This is a genomic window from Sutcliffiella horikoshii (assembly GCF_020524325.1).
Lineage (GTDB): Bacteria > Bacillota > Bacilli > Bacillales > Bacillaceae_I > Sutcliffiella_A > Sutcliffiella_A horikoshii_D.
The window spans coordinates 368,605-392,389 of record NZ_JAIVKY010000005.1 but is presented as its reverse complement, the minus strand read 5'-3'; the positions used below and the strand labels follow the sequence as shown (position 1 = coordinate 392,389).

Here is a 23,785-nt window from a genome sequence, read left to right as displayed (position 1 = left end):
ATTTCCTCCTAGGATCTATCGAAGTTTTCTAATTCTATCTGTTTGACTTACAATATCTGTTACTCTTACTCCAAAACTCTCATCTATCACTACCACTTCACCTTGAGCGATAAGTTTATTATTCACAAGAATATCCACCGGTTCTCCTGCAAGCTTATCCAGTTCAATAATGGAGCCCGTTGACAATTCAAGGATGTCTTTGACAGAACGCTTCGTTCTTCCTAGTTCCACCGTAACCTGAAGAGGTATATCCAAGAGCATACTTAAGTTATTTGGTTCCGATTCTTCCACTGTTGTTTCTTCAAAGTTCGTGAAGACTGCAGGTTGCACATTGACTGCTTGCTGAGGTCTTGGTGCAGGATTGCTAGGTCTTTCATGTCCGCCTGCATAGGCATGTTCTTTTATTGGAGTTTCTGCTACGGTACGCTCTTCATCTCTTTGATAGTAATCTGGAGTGGAAGCCGTTTGGGCTTGATTACGTTGTTCATAGGAAGACTCACTCACTTGACTTCTTGGTGTTTCTATTTCTTCGATAACGTGTGAAGTTTGACTGGTTTCATCGTCACGGTGCAGTAGTTCTTCCACTAATTTCTTTGCGAAGTGATAGGGAAGTATTTGCATGATGGATGAATCGATTAACTTGCCAATCTTAATGGAGAATGCCACTTTGATTAATAATTCATCTTCCGGCATCTCAGCAGTCCCATCACCTGCTTTAAAATCGATTAACATAACAGAAGGCGGAGAAATATCAATCTTTTTTTCGAACACCGTCGACATCGAAGTAGCGGCAGAGCCCATCATCTGATTCATTGCTTCATGGACGGCACTCAAGTGAATTTCATCAAATTCATTTTGAGGGTTTTCCCCTGTTCCTCCAAGCATCAAGTCTGCAATGATGGCAGCGTCCCTTTGTTCGACTACTAGTATGTTAGATCCGGAAAAACCTTCTGTGTAACTAACTCGTATTGCTACATAAGGATCTGGAAATTCACTTTCCAGCCTGCTTTTTTCTACCAAAGTGACCTTTGGTGTTGTAATTTGAACTTTCTGATTCAATAAAGTGGATAAAGCGGTTGCGGAACTGCCAAACGATATATTGCCAATTTCACCAAGCGCATCCTGCTCCATTGTAGATAGATATTCTTCAATATTAAGATCAACAAAGAGGGGTTCTTCATTGTTGCTATCTGTACCTCGAAGCAACGCATCTATCTCATCTTGAGATAACATTCCATCACTCATCATCCTCGTAACCCTCCTTGATTTTTTCTAAAATCTGTACGGCCATATTTTTCTTTACCTGGCCGACCTGTCCATAAAAACTAGGTTTATTGTCCACTTTGACTACTATAGGCTCATCTATCTTCTGTTGTAATGGAAGTACATCACCAATTGTTATGTTCAATAGATCTGAAAAAGATATTTCTGAGTTCCCCAATTCCGTCGTAACCGTTAATGCAGTGGCCCTGATCGCTTTTTCTAGAGTTGCTATCTCATGATCCTGCCTCACTTTGTTTTTCTCTTCCATCCAATAGTGAGCAGATAATTTTGGGATAACCGGCTCCAAAACTACATGGGGAATACATATATTGATCATCCCTGTTACTTCACCGATAGTAATATTCATCGATATGACGATTACTGTTTCATTCGGAGAAACTAATTGCAAAAACTGTGGGTTCACTTCTAGATCTGAAAGAAAAGGTTGAATATCGGCTATCGTATCCCAAGCTTCGCCGAAATTCTCAATGGCTCCCTCAAAAAGTGTTGTCATAAGTTTCGTTTCTATTTCTGTTAAGCTGTCCACCTTGTTAACGCCTGTCCCCTTGCCTCCAAGTTGCCTGTCAAGCATTGCATACGCAATAGTTGGGTTTATTTCAAGAACTACCCTTCCTTCAAGTGGCGCCACTTCAAATACATTCAGAATGGTCATTTTAGGTATCGAACGAATGAATTCTTCATAAGGCAGTTGATCTACAGATGCAACACTTATCTGTATGTAAGTTCGCAGTTGAGCAGAAAAATAGGTCGTTAATAATCTAGCAAAGTTTTCATGAATTCTTGTTAAGTTTCTGATTTGATCTTTGGAAAACCGAAGTGCCCTTTTAAAGTCATAAACCTTAACTTTTTTCTCCTGATTTTCTTTTTTTAGCTCCTCGGCGTTCATTTCCCCTGTTGATAAGGCTGAAAGTAGCGCATCGATTTCACTTTGTGACATTACTTCTGTCGACATATCCACCACCTCCTAATTTACATGGATCTCATGGGTGATTAATTTTGAAGGAGAAAGGAGGTAGTATATACTTTCACGATTTCTCCGTCCTGCATCACTTCATTGATTTTTTGTTTGATTTCCTCTTCCAGTTGAGTCAGACCTTTTTCACCTTCAAAATCAGATGCAGTTTTGCTGGCAATTTGGTGAATCACGATGTTTTGAACCTGAAAATCTCTTTTCAATAGTTCTTCCGTCGCTTTTTTACTATCTGTTTGGACCTTCATCTTCAAACGTATATAGCCACCGCTTTGCAAGTTCATTGTCATTTCATCAAAATCAACGGAGTGCTTGATGATTTCATCAATGGTGGGCTCTTCAGTTGAATCATCCGCATAGAATTTATCCACAGTAACCAATGCGATTACTCCTATAAGTGATATACCAAGAAGGATAATGATCATGATATTAAGTAATTTATTGCGAAACATCTTTTTTACCCTCCAAATGTGACCCATGATGCATGTGAGCAAAGAACTCTTTGCAACGCAGAACCACTTCTTCCATTCTCTCTTTGACTATCACCTTTTTACCATTATTTAAGGTAATCATGGTATCAGGTGTTTCCTCTACCTGCTCAATCAACCATACATTGAGCGCAAAAGGCCTCCCGTTGAGCTTTGTTAGCTTTACCATTTCAGTCGGGCTAAGTTATTCCAACTCAGCCCTTCCCCCTTTATCGCTTCAGATTGACAAGCTCTTGAAGAATTTCATCTGATGTCGTGATGATTCTCGTGTTCGCTTGGAATCCTCTCTGAGCTGTGATCATCTCCGTAAACTCCTCAGATAAGTCCACATTGGACATTTCGAGTGTGCCAGAAATAATGGATGCAGCACCATCGTCACCAGGTCTGAACATCTCCTCTAGTTGAATGCCGTCTCCATTTTTATCCATTGTCCCCGAGTTGTTGGATTGTTGGAATAAATTTTCTCCGATTCTTTCTAAACCAGCATCATTTGGAAACTTTGCCAACATTAACTGACCAGCAACTTTTAAGTCACCGAACTGATCGATGAAGTTCACTTTCCCATCACCGGAGATACTAAAGCTCCTTGCGTTTGGCGGAATCTGAATTAGACCAGGACTGCCGCTTAATGAATCTGTCCATGTAGGTTGTTGAATCATTTCAGCTTTGGCAATAAAGTTCTCAAACGTTTTATATGCTGTGTCTAGACTTGTCTTTACAGATTGTGCATAGCTTACGAGATTTGAAAGATCATTGACATTGGCTGTTGCTCCGTTAGGTATCGGAATGGTAGGGTCCTGGACAACTGGGTCAATCATTCTGTAAGCAATTTCACCAGTCTGCCCTATAAAACTATCAATTCCATTGTTCATGTTTTGGGCTGATGTTACGAAAGCTGTTCTCTGATTAACATAGATATCTGTATTGAAATCATTGAATTGGGTCGCTGCATTATTCCTTGCTGTTTCTGCCGCTGTCGCCGCTGCTGCAAGTTGAGGATCAGTTCCGCCTGATTCCAGATTCGCTTTTTCAGCATCCTCAAATGTCCGTTGAGCCTCCAAGAACTTCATTGCAAGGTCAAGATATTTATTTGTGTCATTTCTGAAGTCCCTGTACTCATCAAAAAATATCTCACCTGCATTCAATGCTGCATTAGATGCTGCCATGATTTGATCGTTTGGAATCTTCTTCTCTCCTGTTTCCCCGATCAAATACATCCCATTAGAATTCACGATGTATCCGTTATTATCAAGGTAGAAGTTCCCTGATCTTGTATAGTTCATTGCTACCGCATTGTTAATGGCGCCACCTAGTATCTTGTTATCACCATAATTGGTGTCACTATCAACATTCACTCTTGTAACATCTGCAATGGAGGCTACTGCGAAGAATCCATCTCCGGATAAGGCTAGATCAAGTGGTCTTGCAGTAGTTTGCAGTGACCCTTGAGTCTGGATGGTATCTATCGTACTGATCATGGACCCTAAGCCGATTTGCTTCGCATTAACTCCACCTTTTCCTGCTGCAGGACCGCTTGCACCTGACAATTGTTGGACCATCATTTCTTGAAAAGTCGCTCTGCCTTTTTTAAAGCCATAAGTATTGACATTTGCAATATTGTTACCAATCACATCTAGTTTAGTTTGAAAGTTTCTTAGTGCTCCGATACTTGAATACATGGAACGTAACATTCTTTTTCCCCCTTAGATTGCTTTCTGTTCTACAATTTATCCTTATTGCGTAATTTGATAGATGGCATCAAGCGGAATCTTTTCATCAGACAAACGCCCATCTGTAACGGTGAAATGAATTTTCCCATCCTTGGTAAGTACGGAGTTAACAAAGACATTTTCATAGGATTCTTCTCCGAATTTGACAGAAACTTTCTTTCCTATAAGGTGACCTGCTGATAATAGAGGAGCATTTCCACCTTGTGAAGCATCACCAGACTGATTCACTTTTGTGATTTGCTCAACTGTGATGTCACTTCCATCGTCCATGATAAGTCTCGCCTTTCCGTCTTGCATGGAGATACTTGTGACCCTACCGTTCTTCATCTCTACGAATGGTTCGTTTTCCACCATATACGTATGCTGCCATGTGAGCTCTGAGCCTAGATACTGTTGCAGGGAGAGTACATTCATTTTATTCTGGGTGTCTATAAAACCTTCCATGCTCTTATTCAAGTTAGCCATCTGTTCAAGCGATGAAAAGTTTGCCATTTGGGCAATAAATTCTCTATCTTCCATCGGATTTAAAGGATCTTGATTTTGCAATTGTGCAATAAGGAGACGTAGAAAGTCGTCTTTTCCCATTACATTGTTCTGTTTGGATGTTTCCACCGGCCGGTTCTGAATGTAAAGATCAGATGAAATGGTATTGGTCATGTTCTCTCACCTTCAGGTATTTTTATTTCTAACTCTTCTAATAGGACATCTTCAAAAGATTGATTGGCATCGTCTTGTTGCTTGTCCTGCTTAAAAGCTTGCCTTTGTTGGGCATTTTCTTCATTTGTTCCTTTATGCTGTTGTGGTAGTTTGTGATCTTGATCTAAAAACACAACTTCGATCTTATCCATATTCGCATTTGCCTGAGCAAGAGTCTGCTTTAAATTAGCAAGCCCGCCTTCAAGAAGCGATGCAGCAGATTTGGAATGGACAATAAGTTTAGTAACTAAGCCGTTCTGCGTTTCCTGCATTTTTATATGTAATGTTCCTAGATGCTCTGGAGCTAATCTGATGGTCATGGACTGATTACCATTTACTAGTCTTGTAGTTGTTTTGGATAAAATACCTTCAAGCTTTTGCATCAACTGTTCTCGTGCAACCTCATTGGAAGTTGTATCAACTACCCATTGGACGGTTGTTTGTTTAGGTTGTTGTAACATACTCAATGTCACAGGACCATTTTGTAGAAACGTTTCATTATTAGGCGTAAAAGCTGTTTTTAAAGAAGGAGAATCAGGTATGGGTGTATGTAAGGTCGGGATCGCTACCCTTATCATCTGCTCTACCTTCCCCATCTTGGAGTTTATAGCTTTTAAAAGATCTTGTATGTTTGACTTTTCTTTAGAAGGTATTTGTAAATCTGTTTTTTCATCCATTGGCGTCATATAACTTTTCATAAAACTCATCACTTTTTCTGATAGCTGAGTGAATGGTTGTATCAACTGTTTATCTACTTTCCCTGGAATATTGCCCTCAAGATTGGAGAGGAGGGACATCATCGCCATCACTTCCTCTAAGATATGGAAGTATTCTTCTGGAAGTTCTTTAGTATCAGCAGCATCTGTCTGCATGTTATGCCATTCTTGAAGTTCATTAAGCATGGCAAGCTGCAATGTCATGATGTCATCCATTTCTTCCATCAATTTCTCCATTGCGGCATTTTCTTCTCCAACCTTCTCACTATCAGGCAAAGAAATTGACAACATAGCGGATAGGATACTTTCAGACAAGATGGAACGGAAACTGCCCGACTCATTTTCGGTTAATTGCTCTGACTTTTTCATTCCGTCTAGACTCATTTTCTTGCTTGTTCCGACGGAAGCAGAAGCTTCACCTGTTACAAAAAAGTTCACTTCTTTCATTCCTTTCTAAAACCTATTCATTATCGGCTAGTAGTTCCGTAAATCTTGCTGCCTGTTCTGGTTCAAGTTGTCCTAATATAGAAGATGTTTTGGAGGTGCTTAATTCATTTAAGATTAGGAGTACCATCTCTTCATCTAGTTCCACCAAAATTTGAGCGGCTTTTTTTGTCGACATTCCTTCATATAGCTTGGCCAACTCTTTGGTTGAAGATTTTATTTCTTGTTTTTGTTTCTCCAAATCTTCTATTTTATTATTCGCTTCTTCTAGACTTGCAACAAGCTTAGTGATTTCCCTTTCCTTTTCACTAATTTGCCTTTCTAAAAGTATGATCTCTTGTGAAGGATTCGTGTTGTCTTTTTGTTTAGATGATGAAGCTTCTTCCTCCTCTTTACCTTTTTCCGTTGTAATTATTTCTTCCTTGGCTGGGAGAAAAGATTGGGCAACTTCGAATATATTTTTCCCCTCATACGTCAAATAGCCGAGTACAATGACAAGTGTGAAAAGGAGCGGAATGATAAACAAATACAAAAGCTTTTGCAGGAATGTATATTTTTCTTCTACTTCTTCTGTTTGTTTTTCTTTTTTCATTTTTTATTCACCTATTCGTGTGTTGCGAATATTGAAGAATGGAGATTTCGTCAATAAATGTTGCCTCCACTTTAAGATCATTTTGCTTCCAATAAAGTTTTTCTTTGTTATCCAACACTTCATATTTTTTACATTCTACTGATTGTTCTTTCAGTTTTTCTTCTTTTAGATTCATGAATGCTCTAGCATGGCTAACTTTTTTCTGTTGATGAAGCAGGTTTTTCTCCAAATTACCCATGAAGAATTGTTGCTGTTTAAGAGATTCTATTGGTATTCCCCTTTGGAGGCTAACTTGCAACACTTCATCTAATTGTTCTTTTTTCTTTAAAAGCTCATATAAGGCTTGCCCTTCTGTTTCAAACTGTGAAATGGCACTTTGATACTCTGAACTTGCCTGATCTTTTTCGGCTTTTTTCACCACCAACAGTTTTTCTAAACGTCCTTTTCTAACAGACATGCCTATCACCTACTTCATTAAGTTTGTTAGTTCTTTTTTGGTATCAGCAAACTTCCAGCTATCATCAACTTCTTGTTTTAAATAGTTTATGATGGCAGGGTAGGATTGAATGGCATCATCAATTTCTCTGGAGCTTCCGCGCTTATAGGCCCCTATATTAATAAGGTCTTCTGCTTGGTAATATTTTGAAAGCTTTTCCCTCATGGATTCCGCAGCTCTTTTATGTTCATTATCGACAATATGGTTCATGACCCGACTGACACTTTTTAACACGTTAATTGCAGGGTATTGGCCCTTATTTGCAAGATCTCTATCTAACACGAAATGGCCGTCTAATATCCCCCGGACAGTATCAGCGATTGGCTCATTCATGTCATCCCCATCCACTAATACTGTGTAAAAGGCCGTGATGGACCCATGCTGGTTTGTGCCAGTTCTTTCCAATAATTTAGGCAGCATGGAAAATACGCTAGGAGTATACCCTTTGGTAGTCGGAGGTTCTCCAACCGCCAATCCAACTTCTCGCTGAGCCATTGCCACCCTTGTCACCGAATCCATCATAAGCATGACATTATAGCCCATATCTCGGAAATACTCCGAAATTGCCGTAGCTGTATATGCGCCTTTTATACGCATAAGGGCCGGTTGATCGGATGTAGCCACTATAACGATAGATCGTTTTAAACCTTCAGGACCGAGGTCACGTTCCAAAAAGTCTCGCACTTCCCTGCCACGTTCTCCTATTAGTGCTATCACATTAATATCAGCATGTGTGTTTCGTGCAATCATGCCAAGAAGTGTACTTTTACCAACTCCACTTCCAGCAAAGATTCCGACCCTCTGACCTTTTCCGACTGTAAGAAGGCCGTCAATGACTTTAACTCCGACTTCCAACTCTTCTGTAATAGAAGGACGCGTCATTGGATTTGGAGGTGCTTGGTCTGTAGGGTACTTACCTAAGCCGACAGGTAATTCTTCCTCTGGGTTAAGCTGTTTCCCCATTGCGTCGAGCACCTTCCCCCTTAACTCTTCACCGATTCTAATCTCTAAAGGGTTATTTGTGGCCTCCACCATACATCCTGGTCCAATATCCTGAATATCAGTAAATGGCATTAAGATAACGTGGTCATCTCTGAATCCTACGACTTCTGCTTGTACGATTCTTTTTTTCTTTTTATGGATGATGATATTGCATACATCCCCAATGGAGCTCTCTGGCCCCTTGGACTCAATCATCAGCCCAATAACCCTTTTTACTTTTCCGTATCGTCTATATGGACTCATTGTTTCTATTTCTTGCAGCAAGTCTTCTATTGTCAACATGGTTACAACTCCACTCTCACAAGTTGCAAAAGATGTTCTTTAATCTCCTTCAACTGAGTATCAATAGATACATCGATTCTGCCTGCAGTTGAATCAATCCAGCATCCGTCGTCTTGCAACTCCGAGTCAGGATAAATGATAAGCTCATATTGGCTATTGATAATATTTTGCAAAATCTGTTTATTCATCACAAGAATTGGGTATTGTTTAGGGCTTACATAAATTTTTATTTCTTCTTTTTCTTTGACTTCTTTAAGAGCTGTTTGAACCAACTTCGTAAAAAATGAAGGATCTGAATCCAAGGAAGTTCCAATAATCTTTTCTGCCACTTTTACACTGAGCATGACGATGGACTCCAATGAGCTGTCAAGCTTTTCATTATAATGAAGTTTGGCAAGCTCAATAATTTCGTTAGCCTCGTTAAGCTTTTCTTCATATAAAGCTTGTGCCAGTTTTTCCCCTGCTTGATATCCTTGATCATGGCCTTCATCATATGCTTTTTGCATCCAAGACTCTTTCTCTGATTCCCAGGCTTTCTTATCCTCTTCAATCTTCTTTGCAGCAGTTTGTTTCTCCAAGGATGCCTGTTCCAAAATATCGGCGGCCTCACGGTTTGCCTTTTCGATGGCACGATTTATGGATTCTATACTATGACCAAGGACTGTTTCTGCTTTTGCATCCGCTTGCTTCTTGTTGAAAATAGGAGCAACTTTTATGGAAACAGATTCTGAATTCCCTTCTTTTAGAGAAAAAGATTTTATTAACCTAGACAATGATGTCATCTCCTCCGCCACGAGCAATGACAATTTCCCCAGCTTCTTCAAGCTTTCTGATGATGCCTACGATTCTAGACTGAGATTCTTCCACATCTTTTAAGCGAACAGGGCCCATGTATTCCATATCGTCTTTCATCGTTTCTACCATTCGTTTAGACATATTCTTAAATACAATTTCTTTGACCTCTTCACTGGCAACCTTCAGTGCAAGCATCATATCTTCATTTTCCACATCACGTATCACTCGCTGAATGGCCATATTATCGAGCGTAACAATGTCTTCAAAGACAAACATACGTTTCTTGATTTCCTCTGCCAATTCAGGGTCTTGAATTTCCAAGGAGTCAAGGATGGTTCTTTCTGTACTTCTGTCCACTTGATTTAACACTTCCACAACCGAGTCAATTCCGCCAGTGTTTGTATAATCACGAGTAACTGTAGTAGAAAGCTTTCGTTCCAAGATTTGCTCCACCTCATTTATAATTTCAGGTGAAGTACTGTCCATGACTGCAATCCTTTTGGCAATATCCGCCTGTAATTCTTGAGGTAACTCTGATAATATTTGACCGGACTTTGTCGGCTCCAAGTAGGATAAGACAAGCGCAATCGTTTGTGGGTGTTCGTTTTGAATAAAATTCAAAATTTGTGAAGCATCGGCTTTTCTTGCAAAGTCAAATGGTTTCACTTGCAAAGAAGAGGTTAGCCTTGTGATGATAGCTGTTGCCTGGTCTTTGCCCAATGCTTTTTCTAAAACGGTTTTGGCGTAGCCAATCCCACCTTGAGAGATATAATCTTGAGCAAGTGCGATTTGGTGAAATTCCTCCAGAACATCCTCCTTGATATGAGAATCGACTGTACGGACGCCGCTGATTTCAAGTGTTAATTTTTCAATTTCTTCTTCAGATAAATGCTTGTAAACGGAAGCCGAAACATCCGGACCAAGCGAGATCAATAAGATGGCTGCCTTTTGCTTATTTGAAAAGGATTTTGCCGGTGTTGCCTTTGCCATATTCGTCTCCCTCCCCTTCTATTCCGACAACCATGAACGTAAAAGTTTTGCAAATTCGTCTGGCTTCTCTTTTGCCATTTTTTCTAGTTGTTTTCGGCGCGCTGAACTTTCCGACTCTTTTTCATTGTTAATATCCGGCACTTGGAATTGGACCGTCTCCTCTTCTGTAATTATTACTTCTTCCTCTTCCTCTTTTCCATTACGTCTGAATAGGAGGAATAATAACAAGAGAATAACAGCTAGGAGGATTCCTGCGGCAATATATACCCAAGTCGGTATTGCAGATTCTTTTGCTTCTTCCATTTCCACTTTTCCATTGAACTCTTGAACGGAAACAACAATTTTCTCATCAATGTCAGCTAGTTCAGGGTCTTCCCCTAACATATTTTTGTCAATGGTTGTTCGGACAATCGTACTTAAAATTTGTCTAATATCATCAATCGTATTTTCCTGCATTGATAGCGGATCATCAGCTACAGGAGGCTCAACCATGACTTGGATACCCAAATCTCTTACCTTATAAGGACTTTCTACTATTTCAGATCTGATTCTATTGACTTCATTATTGATTCTTTCTTCCATTCTTTCATAGTCACCACTGCCAGTGCCTCCTCCGGCTACATATGCAGGAATATCTGCTTCACCAGTACCTGTCACCCCACCAGCACTATCTTCGCTACCTGTATAACTCTCTGTAATCCGTTCAACGCTTACTGCGATACCTTCCATGTTTTCAGGGTCAACTGGTGTTACCGTATTCTCTTCCCTTGCTTCCTGGGTAAAGTCTATGTCAGTTGTCACCGAAACTACTACTTTGTTATACCCCATCATCATTCCGAGCATCTGCTGGACCTGTCTTTGAATGTCTCTTTCAATTTCCTTCTTTAATTCCAATTGGGTGGATGCATTGAATGTACTTCCCGAACTTTGATTATTTTTTAAATCAAAATACTCAAAGTTTTGGTTCATGATGACGATATTATCGGTAGATAAGTTAGGTATACTCTTTGAAACTAAATGGTAGAGCGCATTTACATTATTTTGGTCAAACTGGTACCCTGGATCGTTTTCAATGACGATGGAAGCTGATGCCTCCTGGGTCGATTCCCTAACAAATACTCCTTCTTCTGGAAGGCTTAACATGACTTGAGCATTTTTCACACCTTCAATGCTTTTAACCAAATTTACGAGTTCTGTTTGCATCGCATCTAGCTTCATTATTCGGAACTCATTATCTGTCATTCCAAATCCTGATCTTTCTCCAAAAAAACTATAATCGATGCTTCCGCTTTTCGGAAGTCCCTCTGCTGCCAATTCTACTTTCAATGAATCTACCGATTGTTGAGGAACCAAGATAGCGGTACCGTTATTTGTTATCTGTGATTGGATACCTCTTCCGTCTAGCACTTCTTTAATTTGACCTGTTTCCTGTACGGTCAAGTCTTTGTATAGTGGAGCCATGTCTGTCTTATTCAGAAAGTAGACCATTGCAACTATTGCAAAGAAGGAAACGATAATTGTACTGAGCATTGCTGTCTTTTGAGCTTTCGTTCTATTAGTCCAAAAGGAAAAAGTTTTTGTCTTTATTTCTTGTAATCTCTCTTTCATTACGCCAATTCCCCCGGTTATTATCTTGCAGCAAAGTTATGCAGTAAATAACCGCATTTTCTATCTGTAAGATCACAGTCACGCTTGGGTGACAAAAGTTATTTATGTATCTACACTTGCATTCTCATAATTTCCTGATATGCTTCTACGCCTTTGTTTCTTACCTCCATCGTAAGCGACATGGCTACACTTGCTTTTTGCTGAGCAATCAGTACGTCATGAAGCTCTACTTCTTCGTTATTGACTAGCTTGGTAGTAATTTGATTGGAAGCAACTTGTGCATTGTTTACTTCGTTCAGTGCATCTTTCAAATAGGAGGAAAATTGTTGATGCACATCCCCACTGGTTTTCTGAACACTATTTAGATTCTGAAACATTTGATTAGAATTCGCTATTTTAGTAATCATCTATACGACCTCCACTTATTTACCAAGCTCCAACGTTTTCATCATAATCCCTTTTGAAGCATTAAATACTGTCACATTTGCTTCATAGGATCTTGATGCACTCATTAGGTCAACCATTTCTTTTAAAGGGTCGACATTCGGCAACTGAACATATCCTTCTTCATTTGCGTCGGGGTGCTCTGGGTCAAACATTAAACGGAAAGGAGCGTCATCTTCTTTAATCCTTGTTACCTTCACTCCACTTCCAAAACCACTTCCAGTTCCAGAGGCTTTTTGTAAATAGGATTGGAAACTGTTTTCCTTTGGTGCAGTCTCTACAATCTTCCTCCTGTAGGGTTCCCACTGCCCGTTACGGTATTCCCCGCGGGTCGAGTCAACGTTTGCCATATTAGATGATATAACATCCATTCTGAGCCTCTGTGCAGTGAGGGCTGAGCTTGAGATGTTCATGCTTTTAAACATGGACATTATGCTCTTCCTCCTTTAATTACATTTTGAAGGGATTGAAACTTCCCACTCATTTGATCAATCAATGTGTAATAATATAGTTGATTTTCAGCCAAATCTGACATTTCTTTATCTATGTCGACATTATTACCGTTATGTGAGTAGGAATATGATGTGTTATCCATTTTAAAAGCTTTACTTGAACTTATGGAAAATTCTCTATGTCTGTTATCTGTTTTATTGGCTTCAAGTGCCTTTTGGTAAGTTACACTAAAGTTTGGTTTTACTTCTTTTCGTTTGAAATTTGGTGTATCAACGTTTGCGATATTATGTGAAATAGCTTTATGTTTTGCACTGGAATATTGTATACCTTTTTCCAATGCTTGGATTGATGTCGAAAAAATCTTCATTAGTACCCCCATAAATATATCTTTTGTTACGAATTATATACTTTTGTCGAAATATGTATGTATGCTTTTATTGTAAATTAAGGTAACCGATATGTCTATGTGTCAATTGTTAAAAAAAATCGTCAATTTGACTCATTTTACCCATTGGGTATAAAGGCCTATTATTCTTTCGGGATAGAAAAGTCCCTTATAAGGACTTAAACGCCGCTGTTCCTTTCCGCAAACGGCTTCGCTTTCCGCGGGACGGCGCTTGATCCTCCTCACAACGCTTCGACGCCACTGAAAAAGTCTATTAATTAAGATGTAGTATAGACACCGCTGTTGATTTCCGAAAAAGGCTTCGCTTTCCTAGGGGTGCTGCTGGAGCCTCCTCGGCTACGCCTGCGGGGTCTCCATCTAGCGCTATCTCCCTCAGGAGTCTCCGCCTTTTTCTCCAATCACCAGCTAGAAACATTTAAGTACATGAGATTTCAGTTTTTCAGTGGCTTCCATTGTTGCGTGGTCTCAACCTTCCGTTACTCCCCCGCTGGAGTCTACGCCATTTGCTCCAATCCACAGCTAGATAGTACGAAACCGAAATGTTAGTCCTTTTTAAGTTAACACCATTAGATTATCTTTTAACAAACCATTTAGTGAATGGAGTCATCTAGTTGATTGGAGTGGAAGGCGCGTAGACGCCCGCGGGAGGAAGGGACAGGTGAGACCCCACAGGCTGCAAGCCGAGGAGGCTCACGGACCGCCCGCAGGCAAGCGAAGCGCCTGGAACGGAAATCAACAGGATTATAAACTTTCTCACCCTAAAATAAAAAGGGTCTGACTCTTCTGCGTGTTGCAGATAAGAGTCAGACCCTTTTTCATATCTTTACATTAGTGTGATTTTAGTTTGGAAAGCTCCATAAGGAACTTGTCGTTTAGCACTTTAATATAAGTACCCTTCATCCCAAGTGAACGGGATTCGATAACACCGGCACTTTCTAATTTTCTTAGTGCGTTTACAATTACAGAACGAGTGATTCCTACTCTGTCGGCAATTTTACTTGCAACAAGAAGGCCTTCTTTACCATCAAGCTCTTCGAAGATATGCTCAATTGCTTCAAGCTCACTGTAAGAAAGGGAGCTGATTGCCATTTGAACAACAGCCTTGCTTCTTGCTTCCTCTTCAATTTCTTCTGCTTTCTCACGCAAGATCTCCATACCTACAACTGTCGCACCGTATTCAGCCAAGATTAAATCATCATCAGAGAATGGCTCTTGAAGACGAGCAAGAATCAGTGTCCCAAGACGCTCTCCTCCACCGATAATAGGAACGATAGTTGTTAAACCAGATTTGAACAATTCCTTGTTCTCAACAGGGAAAGCTGTATATTCACTATCCACATCCAGGTTAGAGGATGTTTCAGATATATTGAACAGGTTCTTTGTGTACTCTTCAGGGAATTGACGGTCTTCAAGCATTTTAATCATACGCTCGTTTTCAATTTGTTGGTTAATGGAATAGCCTAATAGCTTCCCACGACGGGATAATACAAAGACATTTGCTTCTATAACATTGCAAAGTGTTTCCGACATTTCCTTGAAGTTAACTGGTTTACCGGCTGCTCTTTGCAGCATGGCATTAATGGTTCTTGTTTTTTGTAATAATGGCATTTTTATTTCCTCCTAAAATCTACTTCTATAAGATAAATTGGCTTAAATCTTTATTTTTTACGATATTTCCTAGTTTTTCATCCACATATTTCGGTGTGATAACGATTTTCTCCAGATTGATATCAGGCGCCTCAAAAGACAGGTCCTCCAACAATTTCTCTAGAATAGTGTGAAGACGGCGGGCACCGATATTATCGGTATCTTGGTTCACTTGAAACGCTACTTCAGCTAGTTTACGAATAGCATCGTCAGAAAATTCGACTTTTATACCTTCCGTTTCCAATAATGCCGTATATTGTTTAAGTAATGCATTATCTGGTTCCACCAAGATTCTAACAAAATCGTCTATTGAAAGTTTGGTCAGTTCCACACGAATCGGAAAGCGACCTTGCAACTCCGGAATCAAATCAGACGGCTTGGCGATATGAAAAGCACCTGCCGAAATGAATAGAACATGATCTGTCTTTACTTGGCCGTATTTGGTTACTACCGTCGATCCTTCCACAATAGGGAGGATGTCACGTTGAACCCCTTCACGGGATACATCTGCAGAGGAACCGCTGTTCTTTTTAGCGATTTTATCAATTTCATCAATAAAGATGATGCCACTTTGTTCTGCTCGATTAACAGCTTCTTGTGTCACTTCATCCATATCAATTAGTTTTTGCGCTTCTTCATGTGCAAGTACCGGTCTTGCCTCACGAACAGTTAGTTTTCTTTTCTTCTTTTTCTTCGGCATAAGATTGCTAAGGGCATCCTGCATGTTCATGCCCATTTGTTCCATACCCGAGCCTTGCAACATGTCAAACATGGACCCTTGCTGCTCTTCCACTTCCACCGTAACATAACGGTCTTCAAGTTCTCCCAGTGCAAGTTGATGGGCCATTCTTCTTCTTTGTTCTTTGATAGAGACTTCTTCTTGCTTTTCCTGCTCATCTGTGTCATTGGAGCTAGCGTTGCCTCCAAAAAACATTTCAAGAGGGTTTTTATAGGACGCGCTTTTTTGCTTGCCTGGAACAAGGAGTTCCACCAAGCGTTTGTTTGCATTTTCCAGGGCTTTTTCTTTCACACTCGCCATCTTTTCCTCTTTTACAAGACGGACGGATGTTTCCACCAAATCACGTACCATCGATTCAACATCTCGGCCCACGTAACCTACCTCAGTGAACTTCGTCGCCTCTACTTTAATAAAAGGTGCACCAACAAGTTTGGCAATTCTGCGGGCTATTTCCGTCTTTCCAACACCAGTCGGTCCGATCATCAGTATGTTTTTAGGGACTACTTCATCACGAAGACTGCCTTTAAGGAGACTTCTTCTATACCTGTTTCTCAGAGCAACTGCAACAGCTTTTTTCGCATTTGTTTGACCTACAATATATTGATCGAGCATATCTACTATTTGCCTAGGGGTTAATTTTGTACTCATGTCCACAACCGCCTTTTCTATAGTTCTTCTACAATGATATTGTCATTAGTGTACACGCAAATTTCGCCTGCTGTTTCCAAGGAGGCTTTTGCTATCTCACGTGCCGTCATATGCTCACCTGCATATCGCTTTAACGCACGACCTGCAGAGAGTGCATAGTTACCACCTGAACCAATAGCAAGTATCCCGTCATCAGGCTCAATGACTTCACCCGTTCCGGATACTAATAACATGCTGGACTCATCCATTACAATCAACATGGCTTCCAACTTTCTCAACACTTTATCACTTCGCCATTCTTTAGCAAGCTCTACTGCTGAGCGCTGGATATTGCCGTTATATTCTTCCAGCTTCGCCTCAAACATTTCGAACAAAGTAAATGCATCTGCCACAGATCCTGCAAAACCTGCAAGGATTCTTCCGTTAAAAAGCTTTCGCACTTTTCGTGCTGTATGCTTCATGACAACTGCGTTTCCAAATGTAACCTGACCGTCACCAGACATTGCACATTGTCCTTTATGTTGGACTGCAAATATCGTGGTAGCATGAAATGATGACATGAAAAGATCCTCCATTCGTTCCTCATGCACGAGGATGAAATTGATTGTACGTCTTTTGTAAATGTTCTTTTGTCACATGTGTATAGATCTGGGTGGATGATAAACTGGCATGTCCGAGCAATTCTTGGACAACACGAAGGTCTGCTCCTTCATTTAACATATGCGTGGCAAAAGTATGCCGAAGCATATGTGGACTAATATGTAAGGTTGAACATGCCTGTTGTACCATATCATTAAGTATCAGCCTTACACCGCGGGAAGTAAGTGGACCTCCACGGAAATTAAGAAAAAGATGCTTGGTGGAATTAGGAGTCTTCTGCTTTTCAAGCAGTGACTTGCGGCCGTCTTCCAAATAAGTCTTTAATGCATCTTGTGCAAAACTTCCAAATGGGATATAACGTTGTTTATTCCCTTTTCCAGTGACAAGGATCGTACCGACTTGAAAGTCTATATCTTGAATTTGAATGTGACAACATTCACTAATTCGGATGCCAGTTGCATAGAGTAATTCCAAAATGGCTTGATTCCTCTGACCTAGTGGTGTTTCCAGATCTGAAACAGCAAATAACTTATCCAACTCTTCGCTATAGAGAAACTGCGGAAGCCGCTTTTCCTGTTTTGGCAAGGACACACTGGTAAAAGGATTTTGCTCCACTTTTTCCTCACGGAGAAGAAACCTATAGAAGCTTCGCAAACTTGATGTTTTCCTTGCTACCGATTTTCGAGCGTATTTCTTTTGATGCAGCCTGGTTAAATACATACGTGCTTCTGTATGAGTGACTTCATTAATGCTTGAAATGGCTTCCTCTTTCATAAAATCAAAAAAATCTTCAATATCCTTCTGATAAAATACAATAGTATATTTTGAGTAATTTTTTTCAATTTGTAAATATTCTAGAAAAGAAATTAATGGAACGTTAACATTTTGCATACTTATCACCTCACAAGGGCTACTAAATATTATCACAATTTAGTAGCCCTTGCAATTAATTTGATTAATTTTTTACAAAATTCTGAATTGTTTCCAACGCTCTCCTAGCATGCGCTTCATTACGCTCTTGTTTATTTTTAATCTTCTTTGGAAGCTCTGGGAATAGCCCAAAGTTTGCATTCATCGGCTGGAAGTTTTTCGCGTTGGTAGACGTAATATAGTGCGCCATACTTCCAATTGCGGTTTCTTTCGGGAACACCAACGGTTCCTCTCCAAGCACAAGGCGGGCTGCATTCATCCCCGCAATAAGCCCTGACGCTGCAGATTCCACATATCCTTCCACTCCTGTCATTTGACCGGCAAAGAAAAGATCATCTCTTTCTTTAAATTGATAGGTTGGTTTCAACAGGTTTGGAGAATTGATAAAGGTATTGCGGTGCATGACACCGTATCGGACAATTTCCGCATTTTCCAAGCCAGGAATTAGACGAATCACTTCTTTTTGCGGTCCCCATTTTAAATGTGTCTGAAAACCAACAATATTATACAAAGTCCCTGCCGCATCATCTTGACGGAGTTGCACGACAGCAAATGGGCGTTTGTCTGTTTTTGGATCTTCTAACCCAACCGGTTTTAATGGTCCAAAAAGCATCGTTTTCTTTCCGCGGTTTGCCATTACTTCGATCGGCATACACCCTTCAAAGAAGATTTCTTTTTCAAATTCCTTTAATGGAACGGTTTCTGCTTCCACTAATGCATCATAGAATCGATTAAACTGCTCTTCTGTCATCGGGCAATTTAAGTATGCTGCTTCTCCTTTGTCATAACGTGATTTTAAATAAACAATATCCATGTTGATGCTGTCTTTTTCAATAATTGGAGCTGCAGCGTCATAGAAATATAGATATTCTTCACCAGTTAAGGAACGAAGCTGGTCTGAAAGGGCTTTGGACGTTAACGGTCCTGTTGCAATAATTGTCGGTCCTTGTGGAATCTGTTCCATTTCTTCATTAAATACCGTTACATTAGGATGTTCTTTGACTCTCTCCGTCACTTTAGCAGCAAATTCATGCCTGTCCACAGCAAGTGCACCTCCTGCAGGGACCGCACAATCATCTGCTGAACGAATAATGACGGAGTCAAGCATTCTCATCTCTTCCTTTAACACACCCACTGCATTTGTCAGGTTGTTTGCGCGAAGGGAATTGGAGCAAACAAGCTCTGCGAATTTATCCGTATGATGGGCAGGAGTTTGTTTGACTGGTCGCATTTCATATAAATGTACCTGAATCCCTCTATTTGCAAGCTGCCATGCTGCTTCACTGCCGGCAAGGCCAGCTCCAATTACATTAACTACTGTGTTTGTCATAACTTATACCTCCAAAAACGTTGTTAAATTATTGCTGCATTCACTAGCTTTTTTTACAAAGGAAAAAGGGCTGACCCAACCACTTAAGTGTCAGTCCCCTATTTTCTATCGTAAAGATTATCCTTGTGGTTCTTCTTTATAATCACACTCTACACACTGTACCTGTACACCCTTTTTAAGCTTTTTCTCGACCAGTAAGGATTCACACTTAGGACACTTTCTGGCAATAGGCTTATCCCATGATAAGAATTCACAGGTAGGGTATTGGTCACAGCCATAGAAAATTCGTTTCTTTTTACTTTTTCTTTCCACAATATTCCCTTTTTCACATTTAGGACAAGGGACCCCGATATCTTTTACGATAGGTTTTGTATTGCGGCAGTCAGGGAAATTGGAGCAAGCCATGAACTTTCCGTACCGTCCCATCTTAAAGACCATCTCGTGACCGCAAAGCTCACAATCTTCACCTGCTGGCTCATCTTTAATTTCAATTTCCTGCATTTCCGCTTCCGCTTTTTCTAAACGCTTGGCGAATTCATGATAAAAGCCGTCAATGATATTGACCCAATTTACTTTTCCATCTTCCACATTATCCAGGTTTGTTTCCAGGTCCGCAGTAAACTCGACATTAATAATTTCAGGGAAGAACTCCAGAATCAATTGGATGACAATCTCTCCAAGCTCAGTAGGAACAAATCGTTTATTATCGAGCGCTACATAGCCTCTTTTCTGGATGGTATCCAATGTAGGTGCATAAGTTGACGGTCTTCCTATTCCCAACTCTTCTAGGGTACGTACCAACCTTGCCTCTGTGTACCTTGGTGGAGGTTGGGTGAAATGTTGCTTTTGATCGATATCTTTGGAGAAAACGGTATCGCCTTTCTCTAAAGGAGGAAGAAGGTTCTCTTTTTCTTCCTGTTGATCGTCGTTACCTTCCACATATACTTTCATGAAGCCTGCGAACTTGACCGTAGATCCAGTCGCACGGAATTGAACATCATTTTGCGTTAAGTCCACACTGACCGTATCCAATATGGCAGGTGCCATCTGACTTGCTACAAAGCGCTCCCAAATCAACTTATATAAACGGAATTGATCACGTGACAAGTATTCTTTAATCGACTGAGGGTCCTTCATGGTTGATGTTGGACGAATCGCTTCATGGGCATCTTGTGCATTGCTCTTTTTTGTTTCTTTTCTTTCTTCAGTAGAAACAAATTGTTTGCCATATGTCTTTTCGATATATTCCACCGCTTCTTTCTTTGCGGTTTCTGAAATACGGGTTGAATCCGTACGCATATAGGTGATTAGACCGACCGTACCTTCTTTTCCAAGCTCAATTCCCTCATAGAGCTGCTGGGCCATCATCATCGTTTTCTTTGCACGGAAGTTAAGTTTACGCGCAGCTTCCTGTTGCAAGGAAGATGTGATGAAAGGAAGCGCTGGATTACGTTTACGCTCCTTTTTGGTTACACTCTTTATTTCAAAGGAGTTCCCCTCAAGCCTTCCTAGAACCTCATTGACATCTGCTTCAGATTTCAGCTCTGTCTTCTTCCCATCTACCCCATAGAAGCTTGCTTCAAATTCTTTTGATTTCCCTGTAAGGAAGCTGCTTTTAATGGACCAGTACTCTTCCGGTTCAAACGCATTTATCTCTTGCTCACGTTCAATGACTAATCGTACAGCAACGGATTGAACGCGACCTGCACTTAATCCCTTTTTCACTTTCTTCCATAATAAAGGGCTTATGTTGTAGCCCACAAGTCGATCTAAAATCCTTCTTGCCTGTTGAGCGTCCACTACATCGAGATTAATCGGTCTTGGATGTTTGAATGATTCCTTAATAGCATCTTTAGTTATTTCATTAAAAACAACCCGACAATCCGATGTTATATCAATATCGAGACTGTGAGCAAGATGCCAAGCAATAGCTTCCCCTTCGCGATCCGGGTCAGCCGCGAGGAATATTTTCTTTGCTTTTTTTGCAGCTGTTTTCAATTCCTTCAAGACGGGACCTTTCCCTCTGATGGTTATATATTTAGGCTCAAATTCATGATCCACATTTACACCCATTTGACTTTTGGGTAAGTCTCTAACATGTCCCATGGAGGCTTTCACTTTATATTTTTTTCCTAGATATCGTTCAATTGTCTTTGCTTTTGCCGGTGATTCCACAATCACTAAGTAATCTGCCATTCAATAATCCTCCTCAAGAGGGTAAATTCTTAGAAAAAACAATAAGGTGATGCGTTTTCTCAAAGTTTTTAGCTTCTATTTTCATTTTTGTTTTATCTATTATATAAATCTTCACCATTATCAAATATTATGTAACCTTTTGTCAAACAGAGAATTCCAATAAATTATGTAATTTCCTAGTTTTACCCCTCTTTAAACATCCCGGTTATCCTTATGTATTATATGTAGACACAGAATCTAGTTTATATACTAGTACCTGCAAACTTTTCTCACTAGAACGGTCTATCTTGCATAGGAAAAGGGTACAATTTTTAATATCATTGTACCCTATAATAATATAGACATATCTTGATTTGTAAAGTAAAAAACGAAAATTCTCTCAAAAATAGTTAATTATTTGTCACTTTATTGTAATCTCTTTTACTATTTTTATCATTTCACGGCTACTCAATTCTTCTAAAATATCATGATGACTAATGACAAGTTTTGCTCCTTGTTGGATAAGTGCATTTGTCCCTTTGGAGGTTTCAGAAAGTATGGAACCTGGAACAGCAAATACCTCTCTTCCTTGTTCCATTGCTTGATCTGCAGTAATGAGGGACCCGCTTTTCTCTTTCGCTTCAATTATGATTACTCCTTCACTTAAACCACTGATAATACGATTCCTTTGTGGGAAATTCCATCTTGTTGGAGGTGTGTATGGAGGATATTCGGAGAGAAGTAGATGCTGTGAGGCAATTTTTTCTGCAATAGAATGGTGTTCTTTCGGATAAATATGAAAAAAACCACTTCCTAAAACAGCAATGGTGTTTCCTCCCCTTTCCATCGCTAATTGATGAGCGGAAATGTCCACTCCTTTTGCCAATCCGCTTACGATAGTGAAGTCTTCTTTTAGAAGAGGGGGAATCAACTTATGTAAAGAGTGATTACCGTAAGATGTCATCATTCTGGCACCAACTATTCCAAGCATTCTAGATTTGAATAGTTGCTTATTCCCTTTTGTATATAGGACAACTGGCGGGTCATAGATTTCTTTTAAAAGGAGTGGGTACTCTTTATCCCAAATGGTTAGAGGTTCTATGCTTTGCTCTTTATAAATAGAAAGAAGCTGTGAGACATTATTATTGCGGATATGGTGATAAATGGTCTGTGCTTGCTTTAGTGAAGTGTTGAAATTAGAAGCTATATCAGAAGGTTTCATGGTGTAAAGGCGTTCAAGCGTGGGATCTTTCATTAATAGGTTTTGGAGTGTCTTTAAGGTGAGATCTTGACAATGATGCAGGGTTATCAATCTTCTTTTTTCCAATTGCATATACGCAATACACCTCTTTCAATTTAGAAACGGAAACGGGGATAGCCTGACTCGACTATCCCATTTCCATTATTATATTAGTGAGTTTTACATTTATCGTAAATGCCTTGCTCTTTGATTACTTTGATAAGCGTTTCACCCATAACGGATGGAGTATCAGCAACTTCAATGCCACACTCATTCATCACACGGATCTTCTCATCTGCAGTACCTTTACCGCCAGAAATGATTGCTCCTGCGTGACCCATGCGCTTACCAGGAGGTGCAGTACGTCCGCCGATGAAGCCGACAACAGGTTTTGTCATGTTCTCTTTTACCCAAAGAGCAGCTTCTTCTTCAGCTGTACCACCGATTTCACCGATCATGATAACTGCATACGTGTCCTCATCTTCATTGAATGCTTTTAAAACATCAATGAAATCAGTACCATTAACCGGGTCTCCACCGATACCTACAGCTGTAGATTGACCAATACCTTCTTGAGATAGTTGGTGAACCGCTTCGTACGTTAATGTACCAGAACGGGAAACAACCCCAACATGGCCTTTCGTATGGATATAACCAGGCATGATACCGATTTTGCACTCACCAGGAGTGATAACGCCAGGACAGTTAGGACCAACAAGACGAGTCTTTTTCCCTTCCATATAACGCTTCACTTTTACCATATCAAGTACAGGAATATGCTCTGTAATACAAATAGCCAAGTCAAGCTCTGCATCTACCGCTTCCATAATTGCATCTGCAGCAAATGGAGCCGGTACATAAATAACAGATGCATTTGCACCAGTAGCTTTAACTGCTTCTTCTACTGTATTGAATACAGGTACACCTTCCACTTCAGTGCCGCCTTTACCTGGTGTAACACCACCAACGATTTGTGTGCCATACTCAAGCATTTGCTTTGTATGGAACAACGCTGTGGAACCAGTAATACCTTGTACGATTACTTTTGTATCTTTATTAATGAATACACTCATGAATGTC

The 23,785-nt window shown here is 40.1% G+C and carries 24 protein-coding genes; all 24 read right to left on the bottom strand.

Annotated features, from left to right (window positions below):
- Positions 1 to 15: 15 nt before the first annotated feature.
- Positions 16 to 1,248, bottom strand: a complete 1,233-nt coding sequence (gene fliY / locus LC091_RS06790; protein WP_226681279.1) for a flagellar motor switch phosphatase FliY — start codon at positions 1,246 to 1,248, stop codon at positions 16 to 18.
- Positions 1,238 to 2,236, bottom strand: a complete 999-nt coding sequence (fliM, locus tag LC091_RS06785; protein WP_226681278.1) for a flagellar motor switch protein FliM — start codon at positions 2,234 to 2,236, stop codon at positions 1,238 to 1,240. The genes fliY and fliM overlap by 11 nt, the downstream gene beginning before the upstream one ends.
- Positions 2,237 to 2,274: 38 nt before the next feature.
- The gene (gene fliL / locus LC091_RS06780; protein ID WP_226681277.1) at positions 2,275 to 2,706 is read right to left on the bottom strand and encodes a flagellar basal body-associated protein FliL; all 432 of its coding nucleotides are present in this window, start codon (positions 2,704 to 2,706) and stop codon (positions 2,275 to 2,277) included.
- Complete coding sequence (locus tag LC091_RS06775; RefSeq protein WP_226681276.1) at positions 2,693 to 2,911, bottom strand: flagellar FlbD family protein; 219 nt, start codon at positions 2,909 to 2,911, stop codon at positions 2,693 to 2,695. Before LC091_RS06775 ends, fliL begins: the two co-directional genes overlap by 14 nt.
- Positions 2,912 to 2,951: 40 nt before the next feature.
- A complete protein-coding gene (locus LC091_RS06770) occupies positions 2,952 to 4,433 on the bottom strand; it encodes a flagellar hook-basal body complex protein (RefSeq protein WP_226681275.1) in 1,482 nt (493 codons plus the stop codon).
- 42 nt (positions 4,434 to 4,475) lie between these two features.
- Positions 4,476 to 5,129, bottom strand: a complete 654-nt coding sequence (flgD, locus tag LC091_RS06765) for a flagellar hook assembly protein FlgD (RefSeq protein ID WP_226681274.1) — start codon at positions 5,127 to 5,129, stop codon at positions 4,476 to 4,478.
- Positions 5,126 to 6,331 carry a flagellar hook-length control protein FliK gene (locus tag LC091_RS06760; protein ID WP_226681273.1) on the bottom strand — a complete coding sequence of 402 codons (1,206 nt, stop codon included), beginning with the start codon at positions 6,329 to 6,331 and terminating at the stop codon, positions 5,126 to 5,128. The genes flgD and LC091_RS06760 overlap by 4 nt, the downstream gene beginning before the upstream one ends.
- Before the next feature lie 13 nt (positions 6,332 to 6,344).
- The gene (locus LC091_RS06755) at positions 6,345 to 6,920 is read right to left on the bottom strand and encodes a MotE family protein (protein WP_226681272.1); all 576 of its coding nucleotides are present in this window, start codon (positions 6,918 to 6,920) and stop codon (positions 6,345 to 6,347) included.
- Positions 6,921 to 6,927: 7 nt separating this feature from the next.
- Positions 6,928 to 7,377: a flagellar export protein FliJ gene (gene fliJ, locus LC091_RS06750; protein WP_226681271.1), complete on the bottom strand. Its 450-nt coding sequence runs from the start codon at positions 7,375 to 7,377 to the stop codon at positions 6,928 to 6,930.
- Positions 7,378 to 7,386: 9 nt separating this feature from the next.
- On the bottom strand, positions 7,387 to 8,700 hold the full coding sequence (gene fliI / locus LC091_RS06745; protein WP_404819667.1) for a flagellar protein export ATPase FliI: 1,314 nt from the start codon (positions 8,698 to 8,700) through the stop codon (positions 7,387 to 7,389).
- 2 nt (positions 8,701 to 8,702) lie between these two features.
- Positions 8,703 to 9,473: a flagellar assembly protein FliH gene (gene fliH, locus LC091_RS06740; RefSeq protein ID WP_226681270.1), complete on the bottom strand. Its 771-nt coding sequence runs from the start codon at positions 9,471 to 9,473 to the stop codon at positions 8,703 to 8,705.
- A complete protein-coding gene (gene fliG, locus LC091_RS06735; protein WP_226681269.1) occupies positions 9,466 to 10,485 on the bottom strand; it encodes a flagellar motor switch protein FliG in 1,020 nt (339 codons plus the stop codon). The genes fliH and fliG overlap by 8 nt, the downstream gene beginning before the upstream one ends.
- An 18-nt stretch (positions 10,486 to 10,503) precedes the next feature.
- The gene (fliF, locus tag LC091_RS06730) at positions 10,504 to 12,093 is read right to left on the bottom strand and encodes a flagellar basal-body MS-ring/collar protein FliF (protein ID WP_226681268.1); all 1,590 of its coding nucleotides are present in this window, start codon (positions 12,091 to 12,093) and stop codon (positions 10,504 to 10,506) included.
- Positions 12,094 to 12,203: 110 nt separating this feature from the next.
- Positions 12,204 to 12,470 (bottom strand): flagellar hook-basal body complex protein FliE, encoded by a 267-nt coding sequence (fliE, locus tag LC091_RS06725; protein ID WP_404819670.1) that lies wholly within the window; start codon positions 12,468 to 12,470, stop codon positions 12,204 to 12,206.
- A gap of 45 nt (positions 12,471 to 12,515) precedes the next feature.
- A complete protein-coding gene (flgC, locus tag LC091_RS06720; RefSeq protein WP_226681266.1) occupies positions 12,516 to 12,968 on the bottom strand; it encodes a flagellar basal body rod protein FlgC in 453 nt (150 codons plus the stop codon).
- A complete protein-coding gene (flgB, locus tag LC091_RS06715) occupies positions 12,968 to 13,357 on the bottom strand; it encodes a flagellar basal body rod protein FlgB (protein ID WP_226681265.1) in 390 nt (129 codons plus the stop codon). Before flgB ends, flgC begins: the two co-directional genes overlap by 1 nt.
- A gap of 867 nt (positions 13,358 to 14,224) precedes the next feature.
- Positions 14,225 to 15,004 carry a GTP-sensing pleiotropic transcriptional regulator CodY gene (gene codY, locus LC091_RS06710; RefSeq protein WP_223493318.1) on the bottom strand — a complete coding sequence of 260 codons (780 nt, stop codon included), beginning with the start codon at positions 15,002 to 15,004 and terminating at the stop codon, positions 14,225 to 14,227.
- Positions 15,005 to 15,029: 25 nt separating this feature from the next.
- On the bottom strand, positions 15,030 to 16,430 hold the full coding sequence (gene hslU, locus LC091_RS06705) for an HslU--HslV peptidase ATPase subunit (RefSeq protein ID WP_226681264.1): 1,401 nt from the start codon (positions 16,428 to 16,430) through the stop codon (positions 15,030 to 15,032).
- A 17-nt stretch (positions 16,431 to 16,447) separates the two neighbouring features.
- A complete protein-coding gene (hslV, locus tag LC091_RS06700; RefSeq protein WP_010193398.1) occupies positions 16,448 to 16,990 on the bottom strand; it encodes an ATP-dependent protease subunit HslV in 543 nt (180 codons plus the stop codon).
- A 22-nt stretch (positions 16,991 to 17,012) separates the two neighbouring features.
- Positions 17,013 to 17,921, bottom strand: coding sequence for a tyrosine recombinase XerC (gene xerC, locus LC091_RS06695; protein ID WP_226681263.1), 909 nt, complete (start codon positions 17,919 to 17,921; stop codon positions 17,013 to 17,015).
- A 64-nt stretch (positions 17,922 to 17,985) separates the two neighbouring features.
- Positions 17,986 to 19,290 carry an FADH(2)-oxidizing methylenetetrahydrofolate--tRNA-(uracil(54)-C(5))-methyltransferase TrmFO gene (gene trmFO / locus LC091_RS06690; protein ID WP_226681262.1) on the bottom strand — a complete coding sequence of 435 codons (1,305 nt, stop codon included), beginning with the start codon at positions 19,288 to 19,290 and terminating at the stop codon, positions 17,986 to 17,988.
- A gap of 117 nt (positions 19,291 to 19,407) precedes the next feature.
- Positions 19,408 to 21,486 (bottom strand): type I DNA topoisomerase, encoded by a 2,079-nt coding sequence (topA, locus tag LC091_RS06685; protein WP_226681261.1) that lies wholly within the window; start codon positions 21,484 to 21,486, stop codon positions 19,408 to 19,410.
- Positions 21,487 to 21,886: 400 nt separating this feature from the next.
- Positions 21,887 to 22,798 carry a DNA-processing protein DprA gene (dprA, locus tag LC091_RS06680; protein WP_226681260.1) on the bottom strand — a complete coding sequence of 304 codons (912 nt, stop codon included), beginning with the start codon at positions 22,796 to 22,798 and terminating at the stop codon, positions 21,887 to 21,889.
- A 77-nt stretch (positions 22,799 to 22,875) separates the two neighbouring features.
- Positions 22,876 to 23,778: a succinate--CoA ligase subunit alpha gene (gene sucD, locus LC091_RS06675; RefSeq protein WP_148978855.1), complete on the bottom strand. Its 903-nt coding sequence runs from the start codon at positions 23,776 to 23,778 to the stop codon at positions 22,876 to 22,878.
- Between the last annotated feature and the right edge of the window lie 7 nt (positions 23,779 to 23,785).

Excerpts from the sequence above, each read along its gene's own strand:
- fliY (WP_226681279.1), bottom strand. The coding sequence starts at position 1,248 with ATGATGAGTGATGGAATGTTATCTCAAGATGAGATAGATGCGTTGCTT.
- fliM (WP_226681278.1), bottom strand. The coding sequence starts at position 2,236 with ATGTCGACAGAAGTAATGTCACAAAGTGAAATCGATGCGCTACTTTCA.
- fliL (WP_226681277.1), bottom strand. The coding sequence starts at position 2,706 with ATGTTTCGCAATAAATTACTTAATATCATGATCATTATCCTTCTTGGT.
- LC091_RS06775 (WP_226681276.1), bottom strand. The coding sequence starts at position 2,911 with ATGGTAAAGCTAACAAAGCTCAACGGGAGGCCTTTTGCGCTCAATGTA.
- LC091_RS06770 (WP_226681275.1), bottom strand. The coding sequence starts at position 4,433 with ATGTTACGTTCCATGTATTCAAGTATCGGAGCACTAAGAAACTTTCAA.
- flgD (WP_226681274.1), bottom strand. The coding sequence starts at position 5,129 with ATGACCAATACCATTTCATCTGATCTTTACATTCAGAACCGGCCGGTG.
- LC091_RS06760 (WP_226681273.1), bottom strand. The coding sequence starts at position 6,331 with ATGAAAGAAGTGAACTTTTTTGTAACAGGTGAAGCTTCTGCTTCCGTC.
- LC091_RS06755 (WP_226681272.1), bottom strand. The coding sequence starts at position 6,920 with ATGAAAAAAGAAAAACAAACAGAAGAAGTAGAAGAAAAATATACATTC.
- fliJ (WP_226681271.1), bottom strand. The coding sequence starts at position 7,377 with ATGTCTGTTAGAAAAGGACGTTTAGAAAAACTGTTGGTGGTGAAAAAA.
- fliI (WP_404819667.1), bottom strand. The coding sequence starts at position 8,700 with ATGTTGACAATAGAAGACTTGCTGCAAGAAATAGAAACAATGAGTCCA.
- fliG (WP_226681269.1), bottom strand. The coding sequence starts at position 10,485 with ATGGCAAAGGCAACACCGGCAAAATCCTTTTCAAATAAGCAAAAGGCA.
- fliF (WP_226681268.1), bottom strand. The coding sequence starts at position 12,093 with ATGAAAGAGAGATTACAAGAAATAAAGACAAAAACTTTTTCCTTTTGG.
- fliE (WP_404819670.1), bottom strand. The coding sequence starts at position 12,470 with ATGTTTCAGAATCTAAATAGTGTTCAGAAAACCAGTGGGGATGTGCAT.
- flgC (WP_226681266.1), bottom strand. The coding sequence starts at position 12,968 with ATGTCCATGTTTAAAAGCATGAACATCTCAAGCTCAGCCCTCACTGCA.
- flgB (WP_226681265.1), bottom strand. The coding sequence starts at position 13,357 with ATGAAGATTTTTTCGACATCAATCCAAGCATTGGAAAAAGGTATACAA.
- codY (WP_223493318.1), bottom strand. The coding sequence starts at position 15,004 with ATGCCATTATTACAAAAAACAAGAACCATTAATGCCATGCTGCAAAGA.
- hslU (WP_226681264.1), bottom strand. The coding sequence starts at position 16,430 with ATGAGTACAAAATTAACCCCTAGGCAAATAGTAGATATGCTCGATCAA.
- hslV (WP_010193398.1), bottom strand. The coding sequence starts at position 16,990 with ATGTCATCATTTCATGCTACCACGATATTTGCAGTCCAACATAAAGGA.
- xerC (WP_226681263.1), bottom strand. The coding sequence starts at position 17,921 with ATGCAAAATGTTAACGTTCCATTAATTTCTTTTCTAGAATATTTACAA.
- trmFO (WP_226681262.1), bottom strand. The coding sequence starts at position 19,290 with ATGACAAACACAGTAGTTAATGTAATTGGAGCTGGCCTTGCCGGCAGT.
- topA (WP_226681261.1), bottom strand. The coding sequence starts at position 21,486 with ATGGCAGATTACTTAGTGATTGTGGAATCACCGGCAAAAGCAAAGACA.
- dprA (WP_226681260.1), bottom strand. The coding sequence starts at position 22,798 with ATGCAATTGGAAAAAAGAAGATTGATAACCCTGCATCATTGTCAAGAT.
- sucD (WP_148978855.1), bottom strand. The coding sequence starts at position 23,778 with ATGAGTGTATTCATTAATAAAGATACAAAAGTAATCGTACAAGGTATT.